Here is a 19,186-nt window from a genome sequence, read left to right as displayed (position 1 = left end):
GGCTATAACGGCAGTACCGCCGCTGCGAGATCTTCCGCCGTCAGCCCTTTGCCGGCGCGGCGGGCGGCCTCTCCATGCAGCCAGACGCCGGCGGCTGCCGCCTCAAAGGCCGGCAGGCCCTGGGCGAGCAATCCACCGATAATGCCGGCGAGCACATCGCCGGAACCGGCGGTCGCAAGCCAAGCCGGCGCATTGGTATTGATGAGCGCGCGGCCGTCCGGCGATGCGATGACGGTATCGGCGCCTTTATAGACGACCGCGGCATTGGCGCGGCGGGCAGCGGCGAGCGCCTTGTCGACCTTGCCCAGCGCATCGTTGCCGCCGATATCGGGAAACAGCCGCGAAAACTCGCCCTCGTGCGGCGTCAGCACCAGGCGCGGCTCGCCCTGGAAAAGATCGAAAAGCTGGTGCGGATCGTCCTTGAACGAGGAGATGCCGTCGGCGTCGAGCACCAGCCGGCGATCGGCAAGGGCAGTGACATAGGCGCGCGCCCTGGCGCCGACGCCGAAGCCGGGACCGAGGACGAAGGTCTGAAGCCGGGAGTCGGACAGCCAGTCTTCGAGTTCGGCCTCGCCGTCAATCGCATGCAGCATAACGGCCGTCAGATGCGCGGCATTGGCGGCGATCGCCGCATGGGGCGCTGCGACGGTCACCAGGCCGGCGCCGGCCCTCAGGCCGGAGGCCGCCGACATGCGCGCGGCGCCCGTCTTGTCGGCCTCGCCCGAGAAGACGACCAGATGGCCGCGTTTGTATTTATGCGTCTCCAACTGCTCGGGCGGCAGCACGGCCTTCCAGGCATCCGTTTTGTTCTCGGCGATGATACCGCCTGCCTCGGCCCTGACGATGCGGGCGGGTATGCCGATATCGAAGACGGCAAGCTCACCGCAAAGCTCCCTGCCCGGCATCAGCAGATGGCCGGGCTTGCGCGTCATGAAGGTGATGGTATTGCGCGCGCGGAAGGCTGCGCCCAGCACCTTGCCGGTGCGGCCGTCCAGACCGGAGGGCAGGTCGATCGCAAGCACGGGGATATCGGCCTCATCAACTTGCTCGATCACTGTGCGGACAGCGGCCGGCACCGCGCGCCCGAGCCCGGCCCCGAACAGGCCGTCGACGATGACATCGCCGCTTTCGGGCCGGTAGAGCTCAAGCCCCTGCGCCTGAAGTGCGCAGCCGGCCCGAGCGCGGGCGGCGTCGCCCTCCAGCTTGGAAGGATCGCCGAGATGGAAAAGCGCCACTGTCGCTCCGCCTTCCTGCAGATGCCTTGCCGCGACATAGGCGTCGCCGCCATTATTGCCCGGGCCGCAGAGCACGACGAAACGCAGAGCAGCCGGATGAAGCCTGAGCGCGGCAGCGGCGACCGCAGCGCCCGCTCGTTCCATCAGACCGAAGGAGTCGATGCCGGACGCGGCGGCAGCCTTATCGACGGCTGCCATTTCGGCTGGCGTAAGGAGAAGGTCGGACAGATGTTTGCTCATCAGCCTATTCAATTCAAAAAACGCACAAAAAACAACCGCATGAACGATCAAGCAGAAGCCCTTATTTTATGCATTTGCCTATCTTTTCACCGCACAGATATCTGCTTTAGCAATCGCTGGAAAATCTGACTATCGCGGTTTTCGATCTGATTTTAGGCAGGAGGCGATGTTTTTTCACTTCTCCATCACCAAAACCACATCGAATGCCCCGCAAACGCGCCGGTTTTGACAGAATCGGCGTATTTTTTCGAAAAGACGGATTTCAAACTGGCACGATATCTGCATCATATCCGGCGAGCGGGAAACATCCTGCCACAACGGGAGAAGCGGAGAGCATTTTCTCATGAAAAAGATCGAAGCGATCATTAAGCCTTTCAAGCTGGACGAAGTGAAGGAAGCCCTTCAGGAAGTCGGCCTGCAGGGTATCACAGTCACAGAAGCCAAGGGCTTCGGTCGTCAGAAGGGCCACACGGAACTCTACCGCGGCGCCGAATACGTCGTCGATTTCCTGCCGAAGGTGAAAGTCGAGGTCGTGCTGGCCGACGAGAACGCGGAAGCGGTCATCGACGCGATCCGCAAGGCGGCGCAAACCGGCCGCATCGGCGACGGAAAGATCTTTGTCTCCAATGTCGAAGAGGTTATCCGCATCCGCACCGGCGAGACCGGCATCGATGCCATCTGACCACTTTGCCTACCGGGCAAAGTCCGATACCGTCACCGCGCCCACCTATTGTCATTGCAAATTGGAGGAAGGTATTTAATGGCGACCGCAAGCGAAATTCTGAAGCAGATCCAGGAAAACGACGTGAAGTTCGTCGATCTGCGTTTCACCGACCCGAAGGGCAAACTGCAGCATGTAACGATGGACGTTGCCGTCGTCGACGAAGACATGTTCGCCGACGGCGTGATGTTCGACGGCTCCTCGATCGGCGGCTGGAAGGCCATCAACGAGTCCGACATGGTGCTGATGCCCGATACGGAAACGGTGCATATGGACCCATTCTTCGCCCAGTCGACCATGGTCATCGTCTGCGACATCCTCGATCCGGTCTCCGGCGAGGCCTATAATCGCGATCCGCGCGGCACCGCCAAAAAGGCCGAAGCCTACCTCAAGGCCTCCGGCATCGGCGACACGATCTTCGTCGGCCCGGAAGCCGAATTCTTCGTTTTCGACGACGTCAAGTACAAGGCCGATCCCTACAACACCGGCTTCAAGCTGGATTCGACCGAATTGCCGTCGAACGACGACACCGATTACGAAACTGGCAACCTCGGCCATCGCCCGCGCGTCAAGGGCGGCTATTTCCCGGTTCCGCCGGTCGACAGCGCCCAGGATATGCGTTCGGAAATGCTGACGGTTCTTTCCGAAATGGGCGTCGTCGTCGAAAAGCATCACCATGAAGTGGCAGCCGCCCAACACGAACTCGGCATCAAGTTCGACACGCTGGTGCGCAACGCCGACAAGATGCAGATCTACAAATACGTCGTGCACCAGGTGGCGAACGCCTATGGCAAGACCGCGACCTTCATGCCGAAGCCGATCTTCGGCGACAACGGCTCGGGCATGCATGTGCACCAATCGATCTGGAAGGGCGGCAAACCGACCTTTGCCGGCGACGAGTATGCCGGTCTTTCCGAGAGCTGCCTTTACTATATCGGCGGCATCATCAAGCATGCCAAGGCGATCAACGCCTTCACCAATCCCTCGACGAACTCCTACAAGCGCCTCGTTCCAGGTTATGAAGCGCCGGTGCTGCTCGCCTATTCGGCCCGCAACCGCTCGGCCTCCTGCCGCATTCCGTTCGGCTCCAATCCGAAGGCCAAGCGCGTCGAAGTCCGCTTCCCGGATCCGACCGCCAACCCCTATCTCGCCTTCGCCGCCATGCTCATGGCCGGGCTCGACGGCATCAAAAACAAGATCCATCCCGGCAAGGCCATGGACAAGGATCTCTACGATCTGCCGCCGAAGGAACTGAAGAAGATCCCGACCGTCTGCGGCTCGTTGCGTGAAGCGCTTGAAAGCCTCGACAAGGACCGCAAGTTCCTGACGGCCGGCGGCGTCTTCGACGACGATCAGATCGATGCCTTCATCGAGTTGAAGATGGCAGAGGTGATGCGTTTCGAGATGACGCCGCACCCTGTCGAATACGACATGTACTATTCGGCCTGATCGGCTGCGAATATTGAAAGTCCCGGTTCGCCGGGCCTTTCATCTCCCCAGGTCATGAACGGCAGAAGGAGGATATGACGTTCATGTGACGGACAAGTGCAAAAATCTTGATTTGCACGACACCAATCACCAAATTTGGTGATGAAAGGAAGTCGTACCATGAAAGAAAGAGTAGCAAAGTTTAGTATCGGCGAAGTGGTCCGGCACAAGGTTTTCCCGTTTCGCGGCGTCATCTTCGACGTTGATCCGGAGTTCGCGAACACGGAGGAATGGTGGAATTCCATTCCCGCCGAGGTGCGCCCCAGCAAAGACCAGCCATTCTACCACCTGCTCGCGGAAAATGACGAAAGCGAATATGTCGCCTATGTCTCCGAGCAGAACCTGGTGAACGACGAAAGCGGCACGCCGCTTCGCAACCAGCAGGTCTACCAGATTTTCGATCAGAGCCCGTCAGGGCAGTTCAAACCCAAGATGAGCTTCGCCCATTAAGTCAGGCGTCCCCTCCATGAAACAAGGCCTCGCCTCTCCCAGCGAGGCCTTTTTCTTTTGGCACCAGATCCGGCCTTTGCTTGTCGCTCGGAAGCCCTCCGCAGGATGGGTCGAGACCAGCTCGCCCTCGGCAAGGATTAGGGCGAGGGCAAATTCGCGGTCCGAACCGGACAGCCACTACCAATGCCGAAGTGAGACAGATGCCTATCAACAAAAAACCCGGCCTGAAGCCGGGTTTCTAATTCAATATGGCGGCAGGATTACTGCGCCTTGGCTGCCTTCTGGGCGTCTTCAAGCTTCTTGCGGGCTTCGTCAGCCTTCTTCTGCATGCCTTCCTGCAGGCTGCGCTGGCTTTCAGCAAGCTTGTTTTCGGTGACCGGTTCGCCGTCATAAGCGCCGGTGAAGCCTTCGAGCGAGATCTTGATAGGGTTCGGGGCGCGGCGGAAATTGATCGAGGTGAAGATTACGTCGCTGCCCTTCTTCAGGCTGGCGATCATTGCATCGGTCAGGGGGATTTCGGCCGTGCACTTGTCCGGCAGGCAGACGGCGTAATCGAGCTTCTGGCCCTTGCCACCATCGATCTGCATCATGATGCCGGGCGGAATCAGGCGCGCGGTCGGAACGGAAACCTGCAGGAGCTTGCGGTTGATCTTGCCGGTGACCGAGATCAGGCCGACGGCCGTGACGAGTTGGCCGCCATTGGCGAGGATCAGGTTCTGGACGACACAGATGTCGTTGTCTTCCTGCTTGCTGCAGGTCTTGTACCAACCAAGCTTGGGAGCGCCGACGCCCTGGGCCGGAGCCTGTGCCCCTGCATCCTGCGCGAAGGAGGAGACCGGAGCCGAAGCGGCGCCGAACATCACTGCCAGAACGGACAGTGCTGCCCGCATTTTCTTTTCAGACTTGAACATCATAACGAATTCCGTCTCCTGATATCCGTTCGGAGCAGCGACGTGCCGCCCCAACCATCGGGTCGTTCGGCACTCACCTCATAGAAAAATGAGGCAAATGCATGACCCCGAAACTTCGGGTTCACCTGTTACATCGCAGCGTTCAAGATATCCAGCATTTCTTTGGCAATTCGAGCAGCTATTTCATCGGCGGCGCAAAGAAATCGCGTCCGCGTGTTGGAATCGGTCGGCCCCATGCTAATCTCCGGCGTGAATCGTGCCCATTTTCGCGGATTTCAAGGAATGCCGAATGCTCCGGATCGTCGTCCCCCTCGTCCTTTCGCTGCTCTGCGGCACCGTCGCCGCTGAGCCGCTGCACGGCATTGCCATGCATGGCGAGCCGGCTCTGCCGCCCGATTACAAGCACTTCCCTTACGTCAATCCCGACGTCAAGAAGGGAGGCAAGATCACCTATGGCGTCGTCGGCACCTTCGACAATCTCAACCCGTTCATTCTGAAGAGCATGCGCACGACGGCACGCGGCATGTGGGACCCGGACTATGGCAACCTCGTCTACGAATCACTAATGCAGCGCTCCAGGGACGAGCCCTTCACGCTGTACGGCCTGCTTGCCGAAACGGTCGAATGGGACGACGACAGGAGCTTCATCCAGTTCAACCTCAATCCGAAGGCGAAATGGTCCGACGGCCAGCCGGTGACGCCCGAAGATGTAATGTTCAGCTTCGAGCTGTTACGTGACAAAGGCCGCGTCCCATTCTCCAACCGCCTCAAGGTCGTCGCTGAAATGGAGAAGGTCGGCGAACACAGCGTGCGCTTTACCTTCAATGACAAGGCCGACCGAGAGACGCCTTTGATTTTCGGTCTTTTCCCGGTGCTGCCGAAACATGCGATCGATCCCGAAACCTTTGACCGCACATCGCTGACGCCCCCCGTCGGTTCCGGTCCTTACAAGGTGAAGGTGGTGAAGCCCGGCGAAAGCATCACCTATGAACGCGACCCGAATTACTGGGGCAAGGACATTCCTGCTAAGGTCGGCACCGACAATTACGATCAGATCACCGTCCAGTATTATCTTCAGGACACGACGTTGTTCGAAGCCTTCAAGAAGGGCGATGTCGACGTCTATCCCGACGGCAATCCCGGTCACTGGGCCAATGCCTACAATTTCCCAGCAGCCACCTCCGGGGCGATCATCAAGGACGTGTTCACGCCGAAACTGCCGAGCGGCATGCTCGGCTTCGTCTTCAACACGCGGCGGCCGATCTTTGCCGATCCGAAAGTGCGTGAGGGCCTGTCACTGGTGTTCGATTTCGAATGGGCGAACAAAAACCTCTATTCCGGCGCCTACAAGCGCACTCAAAGTTTCTGGCAGAATTCCGAGCTTTCGAGCTTCGGCGTGCCCGCCAATGCCGCGGAGCTTGCGCTACTCGGACCGATCAAGGACAAGATCGCTCCCCAAATTCTCGACGGTACCTACAAGCTGCCGATCACCGACGGCTCCGGCCGCGACCGCAACGTGCTGAAGCAGGCGGTTGGGCTGTTGAAACAGAGCGGCTATACGATTCAGGGCGGCAAGATGGCCGACGCCTCAGGGCACCAGCTCGCGTTTGAAATCATGACGCAGAATGCCGACCAGGAGAAGCTCGCCGTCGCTTACCAGCGTTCGTTGCAGGCGATCGGTATCGCCGCGTCGATCCGCACGGTCGATGATTCGCAGTATCAGAGCCGCACGAACACCTTCGATTACGACATGATCATGAAGTCCTTCACCTCGTCGCTGTCGCCTGGAAACGAGCAGCTCGGCCGCTGGTCTTCGGCTGCCCGCACGCGCGAGGGCACGGACAGCTTTGCCGGCGCCAACGATGCAGATCTCGACACGCTGATCGATCATCTGCTGAGGGCGCGCTCGGCGGAAGAATTCACCGCGGCGGTTCGCTCCTACGACCGGCTGCTGCTGTCCAGCCACTACGTGCTGCCGCTCTATCATATGGACCAGCAATGGGTGGCGCGCAGCAAGCGTATCGGCCATCCCGATACGACGCCGCTTTACGGCTATCAGCTGCCTATATGGTGGGATACAAGCGCCCAATAGAAGCGGCCGAACGCCTCGGGCCGATGTCTCCTCCTGAGACACAGAGAATAAGGAAAGTGATCATGGAGCGTATTACCATCGACGTCGTCTCGGATGTCGTCTGCCCCTGGTGCTATCTCGGCAAGGCGCGGCTGGAACTCGCAATCGCCGAAGTGCAGGACGAGATCGGCGTCGACATCAACTGGCGGCCGTACCGGCTCAATCCTGACTATCCCAAAGAGGGCGTCGATCAGAAGAAGGCGCTGGCTGAGAAGCTCGGCGGCGAGGAGCGTGTGGCGCAAGCCCATAAGATGCTGACCGATCTCGGCCGCGAGGTCGGCATCGCCTTCGATTTCGAGGCGATCAAAATTGGCCCCAACACGCTCGATGCGCATCGGCTGATCCACTGGGCGATGATCGAAGGCCGCGAAAAGCAGGACGCGGTCGTCGCAGCGCTGTTCAAAGCGAATTTCGAAGAGGGCCGCAATGTCGGCGATCATGCGGTGCTACTCGATATCGCCGAAAAGGTCGGCCTGGACCGCTCGGTCATCGCCTCGCTGCTCGCTTCCGACGCCGATCGCGATCTGATCGTCGCCGAAATCAAGGCGGCGCAGGATATGGGCGTCAACGGCGTGCCGTTCTTCATCTTCGACCAGCAGTATGCCGTCAGCGGCGCACAGACGCCCGATGTGCTGGCGGGTGCATTGCGCGATATTGCCAAGGCGAAGGCCGAGGCGCGATCGGGGCTCAACTGAGGTGCCGACGCGCATCGAGATCGAAGAGCCGCAACAAAGCTGGGCCGAGGATTTCGCTGCGCTCAAGCGCGCCATCATGCTCGTAGCTCCTGCCGGAGCCTATCTGCATCACATCGGATCGACGGCCATTCCCGGCCTTCCCGCGAAGGATATCATCGATATCCAGCTGACCGTGAATGATCTGGCCGACGTTGATGTCGAGGCATTCGAACAGGTCGGTTTCGAGCACAGGCCAATCGTCATCGACCACTGTCCTCCGGGAGTTAAGTTGGCGGAAGGCGAATTGCACAAGGCCTTCTATCGCAGCAGAGGACGCCCGGCCAATCTGCACATCCGAGAAAACGGCCGGTTCAATCAGCGCTACTCTCTTCTCTGCCGCGACTTCCTGCGTGCCCATGGGACGGCAGCGAATGCCTATGCGCTAATCAAACAGCGACTCGCTCAGCGTTTTCCCGACGACGTCGACTTCTACTACGACATCAAGGACCCGGTGTTTGACATCATCATGGATGGCGCCAATGAATGGGCAAGACTGATCGGTTGGTCAGAACCGCCAGCCGACTGAACGGTATCGGCTTTCAGCCCAGAACCGGGATGCAGCGCACCTCGGTCTTCACGGAGTTGGCGATGAAACATTCGTCGTGGGCGCGATGGTGCAGCGCTTCGAGCTCGCTCAACGAGGGCTGCTTGTCGCCGGAAAAGGCCACATGTGGGCGGAGCGTGACGACGGTCATGGCGAGACGGCCTTCGGCATTCTTCTCCATGATGCCCTCGGCGGCGTCGGTGTAGCTGTCGACGCAAAAGCGGTGTTTGGCGGCGATCGACAGGAACCAAAGCATGTGGCAGCTGGAGAGCGAGGCGACAAAAGCCTCTTCCGGATCGACGGCGTCTCCGGCGGAATAAGGAAGCGGAACGACATGTGAGGAGGAGGACGCCCTCACCTCGATGCCGCCGTCGAAGGTCCAGAGGTGGGCGCGGCTGTAGCGGCTGTCGGTGAAGGTTTCGCCGTTGCGCTCCCAGGCGATCGTTGCGCCGTATGTGGCCATGCCTGCCTCCCTCCCTCTGTTTATTTCGCCATCTCGGCCAGTTGCGTCATGATAACAGCGGCGCCCTGCAGGCGCTTTTCCGGGGTCGGCAGGTCGCGGGTCAGGAACAGGCTGTGATCGGGGCGGATCTTCGCCATTGTGCCCTGCTTGCCGATATAGCAGACGAGATTTGCCGGGTTCGGGAATTCCTTGTTGCGGAACTGCACGACGACGCCCTTCGGGCCGGCGTCGAGCTTTTCGACATTGGCGGTGCGGCAGAGCGACTTGATGTAGACGATCTTCAGGAGATGCTGGACTTCGATCGGCATCGGGCCGAAGCGGTCGATCATCTCCGCACCGAAGCCGTCGATCTCCTTGAGTTCGGTGAGTTCGCCGAGACGGCGGTAAAGCGCCATGCGCAGATGCAGATCGGGAACGTAATCTTCCGGGATCATCACCGTCGTACCGACCGAGATTTGCGGCGACCAGCCGGTATCATGGATTTCGTCGATGCCCTTGACCTCGGCGACCGCCTCTTCCAGCATCTGCTGGTAGAGTTCGAAGCCGACCTCCTTGATATGGCCGGACTGCTCCTCGCCGAGCAGATTGCCGGCGCCGCGGATATCGAGGTCGTGGCTTGCCAGCTGGAAGCCGGCGCCGAGTGTATCCAAGGACTGCAGCACCTTCAGCCGACGGTCGGCCGTTGCCGTCAGCACCTTGTTTACAGGCAGGGTGAAGAGCGCAAAAGCGCGCACCTTCGAGCGGCCGACGCGGCCGCGCAGCTGATAGAGCTGGGCAAGGCCGAACATATCGGCGCGGTGGACGATCAGCGTGTTGGCTGTCGGCACGTCGAGGCCGGATTCGACGATCGTGGTCGACAGCAGCACATCGTAACGGCCTTCATAGAAGGCGTTCATGATGTCTTCGAGTTCGCCGGCTGGCATCTGGCCATGGGCGACGGCGACCTTCAGCTCCGGCACGTCGGACTGCAGGAAGGCATGCACATCGGCGAGATCGGCGAGCCTCGGGCAAACATAGAAGCTCTGGCCGCCGCGATAGTGCTCACGCATCAGCGTCTCGCGGATGACCAGGCTGTCAAAAGGCGAGATGAAGGTGCGCACCGCCATGCGATCGACCGGCGGCGTGGTGATCAACGACAGTTCACGCACCCCGGTCATGGCGAGCTGCAGCGTGCGCGGGATCGGCGTCGCGGAAAGCGTCAGCACATGCACGTCGCTCTTCAGCTCCTTCAACCGCTCCTTGTGCTTCACGCCGAAATGCTGCTCTTCGTCGATGACGAGCAGGCCGAGATTGGCGAATTTGATGCCGGCGCCGAGCAGAGCATGGGTGCCGACGACGATATCGGTCTTGCCTTCGGAGACTTCCTTCTTGGTCAGCGCCAGTTCCTTGGCGCCGACAAGCCGCGAGGCTTGCTGGATGCGCACCGGCAGGCCGCGAAAACGCTCGGAGAAAGTCTTGAAATGCTGGCGGGCGAGCAAGGTCGTCGGCACGACGACGGCAACCTGGACGCCGTTCATCGCGGCGACGAAGGCGGCGCGCAAGGCCACTTCCGTCTTGCCGAAGCCGACGTCGCCGCAGACGAGGCGATCCATCGGTCGCCCGGCGCCGAGATCGGAGCGTACGGCTTCGATGGCATTGTCCTGGTCTTCGGTCTCGTCATAGGGGAAGCGGGCGGCAAACTCGTCGTAAAGTCCGTCCGGGGTCGTCAGAACAGGCGCATGGCGCGTCAGGCGCTCGGCGGCGATGCGGATCAGCGCATCCGCCATGTCGAGCAGCCGCTTCTTGAGCTTGGCCTTGCGCATCTGCCAGGCGCCACCGCCGAGCTTGTCGAGCTGAGCATCCGTCCCCTCGCCGCCATAGCGCGAGAGGAGATCGATGTTTTCGACCGGCAGGAAGAGTTTGGCTTCGTCGGCATATTGCAGTTCGAGGCAGGCATGCGGGGCGCCTGCCGCCTCGATGGTCTTGAGGCCGATAAAGCGGCCGATGCCGTGTTCGGCATGGACGACGATCGAGCCCTCGTCGAGGCCGGCGACCTCGGCGATGAAATCGGCGGCGCGCTTGCGACGCTTGGAGCGGCGCACCATGCGGTCGCCGAGAATATCTTGTTCGCCGATGACGACGAGATCACCGGCCTCGAAGCCGGATTCGAGATTGAGCACCGCGGCAGCGGCCTCGCCTTTGCCCAGCGCCCCGAGATCCTTCAGCGCCTCGACCGGCTTCACCTTTTCCAGGCCATGCTCGTTCAGCACCTGCAGCAGCCGCTCCAGCGAGCCTTCGGTCCAGGCGGTGACCAGCACCTTCGCCCCGCCGGCGCGCCGGTCGGCAATATGCTTGACCACGACGTCGAAAATATTGACACGTTCGGCGTCACCGCCGCCTTCGGCACTCGAGCGGGCCCAGCGCTGGCCCTGGCGGGCCTCGATATTGACGACCCGCCTCGCCTCACCCTCGATCTCGTTGAAGGGGCTGATGCGGATCGAGCCGAGCGCGTCGAGAGTCTTGGCGAAAAGCTTGCTGTCCAGGTAGAGCTGCCCCGGCGCCACCGGCTTGTAGGGCGTGCCCTGCGCCATCTGGCCCTTGGCCGGCTGGCCGGAATTCAGGCGGGCGTCGAAATAATCGAGGACGAGCTTGGAGCGTTCTTCCGCGGCTTCGCGGACGGTATTGTCGGTGACGACTCGGAAACCGCTGAGATAATCGAAAACGGTATCGAGCTTCTCGTAGAAGAACGGCAGCCAGTGTTCCATGCCGGGGTAACGGCGGCCTTCGGAGACGGCGAGATAGAGCGCGTCATCGCGAGTCGTCGCGCCGAAAGCCGACAGGTAATTCTTGCGGAAGCGGCTGATCGTATCCGGCGTCAGCGTCACCTCGCTCATCGGGTTGAGATCGAGCGAACGTACCTGGCCGGTCGTGCGCTGGCTCGCCGGATCGAAGCTGCGGATCGATTCCAGCGTATCGCCGAAGAAATCGAGGCGGACCGGCTCTTCCGATCCCGGCACGAAGACGTCGAGAATGCCGCCGCGCACGGCATATTCGCCGACCTCGCGAACGGTCGCGACACGATCGAAACCGTTGCGCTCCAGACATCCGGCGAGATCGTCCATGCGTAGCTGGTTGCCGGGACGGGCCGAAAAGCTGAGGCTTTCAATGACGTCCTGCGGCGCCACCTTCTGCAACATGGCATTGGCGGTGACGAGCACGATTGCCGCATGCGGCTTTTTGCGATGGGCGATGAGGCCGCCGAGCGCGGCCAGCCGGCGGGCCGAGGTATCGGCGCTCGGCGAGACGCGATCATAGGGCAGACAGTCCCAGGCCGGCAGGGTGAGAACCGGAATGTCGGGGGCGACGAAGCCGAGCATCTGCTCGAGATCGACCATGCGATGGCCGTCTGACATGACATAGGCGACCGGCTCTCCCGTGCGGGCGAGTTCGGCGAGCAGCAGCGGTTCAAGGCCGGCAGGCACATTGCCGATCGTCAGCGGCTCGGCAATGGCCGCCAGCTTATTCGCATCGAAACCAGGGATCATTCCGGCGTCCTGAGGGGCTTGTCGAAATCGGGCGTATAGGCCGCAAGGCGGGCAAACATCGGTGTCTGGAAACGCTCAGGCACCGGCCAGGTTCCCATGATCCAGCGGACGAGATCATTGTCTTCCTCGGCCATGATCGTTTCGAACTCGTCGAGCTCGGCTTCCGAAAGCGTCGCGATCTCGGCTTCGGCGAACTGACCGAAGACCAGATCCATCTCCCGGATGCCGCGATGCCAGCAGCGGAAAAGGATGCGGCGGCGGCGCGGGTCGAGACCGGCACTCGTGAGCGTGACACCTGTCATGGCATTACCTTCCTGTTGATGCGCCTCTATAGCCCCTCGAAAGCGGCTTGTCAGCCTTGCCAAGGCCGCATTGTTCATCGCATTTTGGCCTCATGCGCCCCGCCATTCTCGATCCGCTGTTTTCCCCCATTTCGGGCCTTCCGGGCGTCGGCCCGAAGATCGCCGAACTACTCGTCAAGCTGCTCGGGCGCGAGACGGTGGAGGATTGCCGGGTCATCGATCTTCTCTTCCATGCGCCCTTCTCGCTGATCGACCGGCGCAACCAGCCTGGGGTAGCCTTGGCGCCGCAGGGCGCGATCGTAACGATCACCGCGCGCGTCGACCGCCACCAAGTGCCGCCGCGCGGCAAAAGCAATGTGCCCTACCGCGTCTTCCTGCATGACGAGACCGGCGAGCTGACGCTGGTGTTCTTCCGCGGACAGGCGGCCTGGCTGGAAAAGCAGCTGCCGATCGATGCCGAGGTGACGGTCAGCGGCAAGGTCGACTGGTTCAACGGCCGCGCCTCGATGGTGCATCCGGACTACATCGTCAGAGCGGAGGAAGCCGAGAACCTGCCGCTGGTCGAGCCGATCTATCCGCTGACGGCAGGGCTTTCGCCGAAGACATTGCGCAAGATCATCGATGCCGCGCTGCCGCGTTTTCCTGAGCTGCCGGAATGGATAGACCCGGCGCTGGCGCAGAAGCAGGGGCTGCCGTCGATCCGCGACAGCTTCCACATGCTGCACGAGCCGCGCGACCCGTCCGATATCGACCCTCAGGCCCCATCGCGGCGGCGGCTCGCCTATGACGAGTTCCTCGCCGGCCAGCTTTCGCTGAGCCTGGTGCGTCAGAGGCTGCGCAAGGTAGCGGGCCAGCCGGTGCAGGCGACGGGGGCGGTCAGCGCCAAGATTCAGAAGACCCTACCCTTCTCACTTACATCAAGTCAGAACGAGGCGATCGCCGACATTCTGAAGGACATGGCGGGCACCGAACGCATGCTGCGGCTGCTGCAGGGCGATGTCGGTTCCGGCAAGACCCTGGTTGCGCTGATGTCGATGGCAGCGGTGATCGAGAGCGGCGGCCAGGCGGTACTGATGGCGCCGACCGAAATCCTGGCGCGCCAGCACCACGCGACGATCTCCAAATTCGCCGCCTCCGCCGGCCTCGGCATCGAGGTGCTGACCGGTCGCACCAAGGGGCGCGAGCGGGAGGAGATCCTGGAGCGCATCGCCTCGGGCGCAGCACAGATCGTCGTCGGCACACATGCGCTGTTCCAGGACAGCGTCACTTACGCCAATCTCATGCTTGCCGTCGTCGACGAACAGCACCGTTTCGGCGTGCATCAGCGCCTCCGGCTGACCGCCAAGGGCATCTCGCCGCACATGCTCGTCATGACGGCAACGCCGATCCCGCGCACGCTGGTGCTCGCCGCCTTCGGCGACATGGATGTTTCCAAGCTCACGGAAAAACCGGCCGGCCGCAAGCCGATCCAGACGATCACCGTGCCAATGGAGCGCACCGGCGAGATCGTCGGCCGGTTGCAGAGCGCGCTTGCCGAGGGCAAGAAGGCCTACTGGATCTGCCCGCTGGTCGAAGAATCCGAAGAGCTCGACCTGATGTCGGCCGAGGAGCGGCATGCGACGTTGGTCTCGGCACTCGGCCCCGATATCGGCCTCATCCACGGCCGCATGAGCGGGCCGGAGAAGGATGCGGCGATGATGGCGTTCAAGAACGGCGAAACCCGGCTGCTCGTCGCCACCACCGTCGTCGAGGTCGGCGTCGACGTGCCGGATGCGACGATCATGGTGATCGAACATGCCGAACGCTTCGGCCTGGCGCAATTACACCAGCTGCGCGGCCGGGTCGGACGGGGCGACGAGGCCTCGACCTGCATCCTGCTCTACAAGGGGCCGCTCGGCGAAACCGGCCATGCCCGGCTTTCGATCATGCGGGAGACGGAAGACGGTTTCCGCATCGCCGAGGAGGATCTGAAGCTGCGCGGCGAAGGCGAGCTGCTCGGAACCCGCCAGTCCGGCACGCCGGGTTTTCGCATCGCCAGCCTCGAGGCGCATGCCGATCTGCTCGAGATCGCCCGCAAGGATGCGGCCTATCTCATCGAGCGCGATCCGGAGCTGACGAGCGAACGAGGACAGGCGATTCGCACGCTTCTCTATCTGTTCCGCCGCGACGAGGCGATCCGCTTCCTGAGGGCTGGTTAATCGGCTTTCGAAACCGCCACCGGCTTCGGCCGCGGCAAATGCTTCTGCTTCGGCTCGGACGGCTTGTGTTCGGGAGCCACCAGGCCGCCGGAGATCAGGAACTTGGCGGCGTCTTCCGCGCTCATGTCGAGCATGACGATCTTTTCGCGCGGCACGAAAATGAGGAAACCGGCTGTCGGCACAGGGGTCGGCGGCAGGAAAACGGCCACCATGTCCTGACCCATGGCGTTGAACTTCGATGCGATCTCGCCCTTGGCGTCGGTGGCGACGAAAACCAGAGCCCAGAGGCCAGGCCCCGGATACTCGATGAGGCCCACTTTCTTGAAGGAGTTCGACTGGTCCTTCAGCACGGTTTCGAAGATCTGCTTCACGCTTCTATAAATCGTGCGAACCAGCGGCATGCGCTGGACGATCGATTCGCCGAAACGGACGATGCTCTGGCCGATGAGGTTCTTGCCGAGGAAGCCGACGACGGTGATCAGCACGATGGCGATCAGCAGCCCGAAGCCGGGAATGGCGAAATTCAGATAGCTTTCCGGATTCCAGCGCGCCGGAATATAGGGCCTCACCCAGCTGTCCGACCAGTGGATGAAGGTCCAGGTCAGCCAGATGGTAATGGCGATCGGCGCGCAGATAATCAGGCCCGCGAGAAAGTTGTTTCTCAGCCGGGTTGCCACCGGCATTCTGGGGGTATTGTCGGTCATCGTTTCCTGATGAACTCCATCTAGTCCTGGACAGGCCGGAACGCCGGCCCTCCCCCTTGTCCGCACTCCAAAATTGCCAGAATTCGGGGCGTCGTACAACATGTTTCGGCGCCGGAAATCCGGCATTACAGGCTTATTCCACGGTCACGGATTTCGCCAGGTTGCGGGGCTGGTCGACGTCGGTGCCCATGAAGACGGCTGTGTGGTAGGCAAGCAGCTGGATCGGCAGCGAGAAGATCATCGGCGCGATGATTTCATCGACGACAGGCAGGGTAATCGTCGCCATGGTCGGCAGCTTCGAGGCCGCGGCACCCGCTTCGTCGGTGATGAAAATGATGCGGCCGCCGCGGGCTGCGACCTCCTGCATGTTGGAAACGGTCTTTTCGAAGAAACGGTCGTAGGGCGCAATGACGATAACAGGCATGTTTTCGTCGATCAGCGCGATCGGCCCGTGCTTCAATTCGCCGGCGGCATAACCTTCGGCGTGGATATAGGAGATTTCCTTGAGCTTCAGCGCCCCCTCCATGGCAAGCGGGAAGCTGGTGCCGCGGCCGAGATAAAGCACGTCCTTGCATTTCGACAGTTCGCGCGACAGGCTTTCCATCTGCGGCTGGATGAGGTTCAGCACCCGGCTCATGACGCGCGGCATTTCGGCGAGATGACGCACCAGGGCCCTCTCCTCCTCAGTGCTCACCGTACCGCGCGCCTTGCCGGCGCCGATCGCCAGCGACGCCAACACGGCGAGCTGGCAGGTGAAGGCCTTGGTCGAGGCGACGCCGATTTCCGGGCCGGCCATGATCGGGAAGACGGCATCGGATTCGCGGGCGATCGTCGATTCGCGGACGTTGACGACGGCGCCAATCTTCAGGCCGTTGTCGCGGCAGTAGCGCAGCGAGGCCAGCGTATCGGCGGTTTCGCCGGACTGCGAGATGAAGAGTGCCGCCTGCGAGGGCGAGAGCGGCATTTCGCGGTAACGGAATTCAGAGGCGACGTCGATCTCGACCGGCAGGCGGGCATAACGCTCGAACCAGTATTTGCCGACGAGACCGGCGAGATAGGCGGTGCCGCAGGCCGAGATCGCCAGGCCGGTCGCCGCCTTGAAGTCAATCGCTGCGGCATTGGCGCCGATGGTGTTCTCGGCGAAATCGACATAGTGGCTGAGCGCATGGGAGATCACCTCCGGCTGCTCGTAGATTTCCTTTTCCATGAAGTGGCGGTGATTGCCCTTGTCGACGACATAGGCGGTCGCCTGCGAGATCTGCCGGGCGCGCTTGACCGGTTTGCCGGCGAAATCCAGGACCGAGACGCTATCGCGGGTGATGACGGCGCAGTCGCCGTCGACGAGATAGGTGATCTCGTTGGTGAAGGGCGAAAGCGCGATGGCGTCCGAGCCGAGGAACATCTCGCCGCGACCGTAGCCGACGGCAAGCGGCGGGCCGGAACGGGCGGCCATGATCGTGTCGGGATCGGCCTTGAGCATGACGGCCAGCGCATAGGCGCCGGTCACCCGGTTGAGCATTTTCAGCATGGCGGCGCGCGGCTCGAGGCCTTCGCGCAGATATTTCGCCATCAGCTGGGCGACGACTTCGGTGTCGGTCTGGGTTTCGAAGACCGAGCCGTCCGCGGTCAGTTCGTCGCGCAGCTCGGAGAAGTTTTCGATGATGCCGTTATGGACGACGGCGACACCTTCGACGAAATGCGGATGGGCATTGGTCTCATTGGGCACGCCATGGGTAGCCCAGCGCGTATGGGCAATTCCGACCGTGCCGGGCAGCGGTTCGACGTCGAGGCGCTTTTCCAAGTTGAAGAGCTTGCCCTCGGCGCGGCGGCGATCCATCACCCCCTCGTGGACGGTGGCGACGCCAGCGGAATCATAACCACGATATTCGAGGCGCTTCAGCGCATCGACCAGGCGCCCGGCAACAGGCTGAGTTCCGACGATCCCCACAATTCCGCACATGCAATATCCCCTAAGCCTCCGATAACGCGGCCAGTCCTAACGATTTCGGCTTATTTCTCAATGGTCTCGGCGGTCACTTTCAATTTCCGCCGGTTACGGAAAGCGGGCTCTAAGTCTTGGCCTTCTTCGCCGCCTTGATGGCGAGTGCGCGCTCGCGCAGCAGGGAAGCACGGCCGGGCTTGATCTCCTGGCGGGCACGGCCGAGCGCCAGCGCATCGGCCGGCACGTCGGCGGTGATGACACTACCGGAGCCGACATAAGCGCCGTCGCCGATCGTCACCGGCGCGACCAGTGAGGAGTTGGAGCCGATAAAGGCGTTCTCGCCGATCACCGTCTCGCTCTTGTTGACCCCGTCATAATTGCAGGTGATCGTGCCGGCGCCGATATTGCTGCCGGCGCCGATGACGGCATCGCCGATATAGGTGAGGTGGTTGACCTTGGCGCCCTCACCCAACCGGCCATTCTTGACTTCGCAGAAATTGCCGACCTTCGCGCCGTTTGCGAGATCGGTACCCGGCCGCAGCCGCGCGAAGGGACCAACGGTCGCGCCCCGGCTGACATGAGCGCCTTCGATATGCGAGAAAGCGTGAATGACGGCGCCGCTGTCGATCACGGCGCCGAGACCGAAGACAACGTTCGGCTCGATCAGCGCATCCTGGCCGATGACTGTATCGTAGGAGAGGAACACCGTTTCCGGTGCGATCATGGTGACGCCCGCCAGCATCATCTCGCGGCGGCGGCGCTCCTGCCACAAGCGCTCGATAATCGCGAGTTCCGCGCGGTTGTTGCAGCCGGTCATTTCGATTTCGGGGGCATCGACGGCGGTGACGCGACAGCCGAGCGAGCGGGCGATCTCGACGAGATCGGTCAGATAGAATTCGCCCTTGGCATTGGAATTGCCGATGCGCGAGAGGAGATCGAGCGCCTTGCGGCCGTTGATCACCATCAGTCCGCTGTTGCACCAGGTCACAGTGCGCTCGGCATCGGTCGCATCCTTCTCTTCGCGGATGGCGATCAATTCACCGTCCTTGACGAGCAGGCGGCCGTAGCCGGTCGGGCGGTCGGTGTGGAAACCGATCACGACGATGTCGCTGCCCTCGGCAAGCTCCTGGCGGGCAGCCTTCAGCGGCTCGCCGGTCTGCAGCGGCACGTCGCCATAGGTGACGAGGATGTCGTCATACCCCCTGGCGATCGCTTCGCGCGCCGCCAGCACTGCGTGGCCGGTGCCGAGGCGCTGCTGCTGCAGATAGGATTCGACGCCGACACCGTTGATGCTGGCAGCCTTTGCCACCTCCTCGGCGTCGCGGCCCACGACAAGGGCGACGGCGGAAATGCCGGCGGAGGCGACCGCCTCGACCACATGGGCGATCATCGGCCGCCCGGCGACCGGATGCAGCACCTTCGATTTCGAGGATTTCATCCGCGTGCTGTCACCGGCGGCAAGGATGACGGCAAGGCAAGTACGTTCCATGATCTGCTCCGCGAATCCGCGCGATAAGGCGGCTTTCCTGCCTCATACTGCATAATTCCTCAAATCGGAATCGATTTTCGAAAGCCGCGATGGAAGGATGAAAAGTGCGA

At 61.8% G+C, this 19,186-nt stretch carries 15 protein-coding genes; 7 read left to right on the top strand and 8 right to left on the bottom strand.

Going from position 1 to position 19,186, the window contains the following annotated elements; genetic code table 11:
* Nucleotides 1-2: 2 nt before the first annotated feature.
* Nucleotides 3-1,475: an NAD(P)H-hydrate dehydratase gene (locus PYR71_RS16745; RefSeq protein WP_275620139.1), complete on the bottom strand. Its 1,473-nt coding sequence runs from the start codon at nt 1,473-1,475 to the stop codon at nt 3-5.
* A gap of 343 nt (nt 1,476-1,818) precedes the next feature.
* Here PYR71_RS16745 and PYR71_RS16740 point away from each other — a divergent pair, with 343 nt between their 5' ends.
* From PYR71_RS16740 to hspQ, 3 genes are all read left to right on the top strand, one after another.
* Nucleotides 1,819-2,157 (top strand): P-II family nitrogen regulator, encoded by a 339-nt coding sequence (locus PYR71_RS16740; RefSeq protein ID WP_003539626.1) that lies wholly within the window; start codon nt 1,819-1,821, stop codon nt 2,155-2,157.
* Between the two features lie 78 nt (nt 2,158-2,235).
* Nucleotides 2,236-3,645 carry a type I glutamate--ammonia ligase gene (gene glnA, locus PYR71_RS16735; RefSeq protein WP_038688890.1) on the top strand — a complete coding sequence of 470 codons (1,410 nt, stop codon included), beginning with the start codon at nt 2,236-2,238 and terminating at the stop codon, nt 3,643-3,645.
* A 159-nt stretch (nt 3,646-3,804) separates the two neighbouring features.
* Entirely contained in the window at nt 3,805-4,134 is a 330-nt protein-coding gene (gene hspQ / locus PYR71_RS16730) for a heat shock protein HspQ (RefSeq protein WP_097579276.1), read from the top strand.
* 260 nt (nt 4,135-4,394) lie between these two features.
* Here the strand turns inward: hspQ and PYR71_RS16725 are convergent, their stop codons facing one another.
* A complete protein-coding gene (locus PYR71_RS16725; protein ID WP_183915562.1) occupies nt 4,395-5,048 on the bottom strand; it encodes an invasion associated locus B family protein in 654 nt (217 codons plus the stop codon).
* A 286-nt stretch (nt 5,049-5,334) separates the two neighbouring features.
* On the opposite strand from PYR71_RS16725, the gene PYR71_RS16720 reads away from it, so the two are divergent.
* The 3 genes from PYR71_RS16720 to PYR71_RS16710 all read left to right on the top strand — a co-directional run bounded on the left by PYR71_RS16720 (nt 5,335) and on the right by PYR71_RS16710 (nt 8,436).
* Complete coding sequence (locus tag PYR71_RS16720) at nt 5,335-7,137, top strand: extracellular solute-binding protein (RefSeq protein WP_275620138.1); 1,803 nt, start codon at nt 5,335-5,337, stop codon at nt 7,135-7,137.
* Between the two features lie 62 nt (nt 7,138-7,199).
* Nucleotides 7,200-7,871, top strand: a complete 672-nt coding sequence (locus PYR71_RS16715; RefSeq protein WP_275620137.1) for a DsbA family oxidoreductase — start codon at nt 7,200-7,202, stop codon at nt 7,869-7,871.
* Nucleotide 7,872: 1 nt separating this feature from the next.
* Nucleotides 7,873-8,436 carry a GrpB family protein gene (locus tag PYR71_RS16710; RefSeq protein WP_275620136.1) on the top strand — a complete coding sequence of 188 codons (564 nt, stop codon included), beginning with the start codon at nt 7,873-7,875 and terminating at the stop codon, nt 8,434-8,436.
* Between the two features lie 13 nt (nt 8,437-8,449).
* Here the strand turns inward: PYR71_RS16710 and PYR71_RS16705 are convergent, their stop codons facing one another.
* From PYR71_RS16705 to PYR71_RS16695, 3 genes are read right to left on the bottom strand one after another with little or no spacing between them, the layout of a single operon-like run.
* The gene (locus PYR71_RS16705) at nt 8,450-8,917 is read right to left on the bottom strand and encodes an OsmC family protein (RefSeq protein ID WP_275620135.1); all 468 of its coding nucleotides are present in this window, start codon (nt 8,915-8,917) and stop codon (nt 8,450-8,452) included.
* A gap of 20 nt (nt 8,918-8,937) precedes the next feature.
* Nucleotides 8,938-12,441 (bottom strand): transcription-repair coupling factor, encoded by a 3,504-nt coding sequence (gene mfd / locus PYR71_RS16700; RefSeq protein ID WP_275620134.1) that lies wholly within the window; start codon nt 12,439-12,441, stop codon nt 8,938-8,940.
* Nucleotides 12,438-12,743 (bottom strand): FAD assembly factor SdhE, encoded by a 306-nt coding sequence (locus tag PYR71_RS16695; protein WP_003579224.1) that lies wholly within the window; start codon nt 12,741-12,743, stop codon nt 12,438-12,440. The genes mfd and PYR71_RS16695 overlap by 4 nt, the downstream gene beginning before the upstream one ends.
* 92 nt (nt 12,744-12,835) lie before the next feature.
* Between PYR71_RS16695 and recG the strand changes: the two genes are divergently transcribed.
* Complete coding sequence (recG, locus tag PYR71_RS16690; RefSeq protein ID WP_275620133.1) at nt 12,836-14,941, top strand: ATP-dependent DNA helicase RecG; 2,106 nt, start codon at nt 12,836-12,838, stop codon at nt 14,939-14,941.
* Here the strand turns inward: recG and PYR71_RS16685 are convergent.
* The 3 genes from PYR71_RS16685 to glmU form a co-directional block, all read right to left on the bottom strand.
* Nucleotides 14,938-15,645, bottom strand: a complete 708-nt coding sequence (locus PYR71_RS16685) for a DUF502 domain-containing protein (RefSeq protein WP_183915575.1) — start codon at nt 15,643-15,645, stop codon at nt 14,938-14,940. The genes recG and PYR71_RS16685 overlap by 4 nt on opposite strands.
* 133 nt (nt 15,646-15,778) lie before the next feature.
* On the bottom strand, nt 15,779-17,605 hold the full coding sequence (gene glmS, locus PYR71_RS16680; protein WP_183915577.1) for a glutamine--fructose-6-phosphate transaminase (isomerizing): 1,827 nt from the start codon (nt 17,603-17,605) through the stop codon (nt 15,779-15,781).
* Between the two features lie 109 nt (nt 17,606-17,714).
* Nucleotides 17,715-19,076 (bottom strand): bifunctional UDP-N-acetylglucosamine diphosphorylase/glucosamine-1-phosphate N-acetyltransferase GlmU, encoded by a 1,362-nt coding sequence (glmU, locus tag PYR71_RS16675; protein WP_183915579.1) that lies wholly within the window; start codon nt 19,074-19,076, stop codon nt 17,715-17,717.
* Between the last annotated feature and the right edge of the window lie 110 nt (nt 19,077-19,186).

This window comes from Rhizobium mulingense (assembly GCF_029194105.1).
In the GTDB taxonomy this organism is placed as follows: Bacteria; Pseudomonadota; Alphaproteobacteria; order Rhizobiales; family Rhizobiaceae; genus Rhizobium; species Rhizobium mulingense.
The sequence above is the reverse complement of the archived record's forward strand: the minus strand, read 5'-3'. Positions and strand labels throughout refer to the sequence as shown.